General features: G+C 25.5%; 2 protein-coding genes. Both read left to right on the top strand.

Going from position 1 to position 1,653, the window contains the following annotated elements; all coding sequences use genetic code 11:
- Positions 1 to 39 precede the first annotated feature (39 nt).
- Positions 40 to 432 carry a GNAT family N-acetyltransferase gene (locus PG766_RS16780; RefSeq protein WP_000393259.1) on the top strand — a complete coding sequence of 131 codons (393 nt, stop codon included), beginning with the start codon at positions 40 to 42 and terminating at the stop codon, positions 430 to 432.
- On the top strand, positions 433 to 1,653 hold a 1,221-nt coding region (aac(6')-Ie, locus tag PG766_RS16775; RefSeq protein WP_270591395.1), incomplete at its 3' end, for an aminoglycoside N-acetyltransferase AAC(6')-Ie.

The raw sequence follows: 1,653 nt of genomic DNA, 5'->3' as shown, positions 1-1,653 counted from the left end.
TGAAGGCTACACCGGTTATGTCGGCTCGGCTCGAAAATTATGGAAGAAGTTTTAATTGATGATAATATGGTTTTTGATATTGATAATTTAAAAGGATTTCTTAATGATACCAGTTCATTTGGGTTTATAGCTAAAGAAAATAATAAAATTATAGGATTTGCATATTGCTATACACTTTTAAGACCTGATGGAAAAACAATGTTTTATTTACACTCAATAGGAATGTTACCTAACTATCAAGACAAAGGTTATGGTTCAAAATTATTATCTTTTATTAAGGAATATTCTAAAGAGATTGGTTGTTCTGAAATGTTTTTAATAACTGATAAAGGTAATCCTAGAGCTTGCCATGTATATGAAAAATTAGGTGGTAAAAATGATTATAAAGATGAAATAGTATATGTATATGATTATGAAAAAGGTGATAAATAAATGAATATAGTTGAAAATGAAATATGTATAAGAACTTTAATAGATGATGATTTTCCTTTGATGTTAAAATGGTTAACTGATGAAAGAGTATTAGAATTTTATGGTGGTAGAGATAAAAAATATACATTAGAATCATTAAAAAAACATTATACAGAGCCTTGGGAAGATGAAGTTTTTAGAGTAATTATTGAATATAACAATGTTCCTATTGGATATGGACAAATATATAAAATGTATGATGAGTTATATACTGATTATCATTATCCAAAAACTGATGAGATAGTCTATGGTATGGATCAATTTATAGGAGAGCCAAATTATTGGAGTAAAGGAATTGGTACAAGATATATTAAATTGATTTTTGAATTTTTGAAAAAAGAAAGAAATGCTAATGCAGTTATTTTAGACCCTCATAAAAATAATCCAAGAGCAATAAGGGCATACCAAAAATCTGGTTTTAGAATTATTGAAGATTTGCCAGAACATGAATTACACGAGGGCAAAAAAGAAGATTGTTATTTAATGGAATATAGATATGATGATAATGCCACAAATGTTAAGGCAATGAAATATTTAATTGAGCATTACTTTGATAATTTCAAAGTAGATAGTATTGAAATAATCGGTAGTGGTTATGATAGTGTGGCATATTTAGTTAATAATGAATACATTTTTAAAACAAAATTTAGTACTAATAAGAAAAAAGGTTATGCAAAAGAAAAAGCAATATATAATTTTTTAAATACAAATTTAGAAACTAATGTAAAAATTCCTAATATTGAATATTCGTATATTAGTGATGAATTATCTATACTAGGTTATAAAGAAATTAAAGGAACTTTTTTAACACCAGAAATTTATTCTACTATGTCAGAAGAAGAACAAAATTTGTTAAAACGAGATATTGCCAGTTTTTTAAGACAAATGCACGGTTTAGATTATACAGATATTAGTGAATGTACTATTGATAATAAACAAAATGTATTAGAAGAGTATATATTGTTGCGTGAAACTATTTATAATGATTTAACTGATATAGAAAAAGATTATATAGAAAGTTTTATGGAAAGACTAAATGCAACAACAGTTTTTGAGGGTAAAAAGTGTTTATGCCATAATGATTTTAGTTGTAATCATCTATTGTTAGATGGCAATAATAGATTAACTGGAATAATTGATTTTGGAGATTCTGGAATTATAGATGAATATTGTGATTTTATA

This window comes from Coprococcus sp. LG101-27 (assembly GCF_027695515.1).
GTDB classification, from domain to species: domain Bacteria; phylum Bacillota; class Clostridia; order Lachnospirales; family Lachnospiraceae; genus Allocoprococcus; species Allocoprococcus comes.
This window is presented reverse-complemented; position numbering and strand designations above follow the sequence as displayed.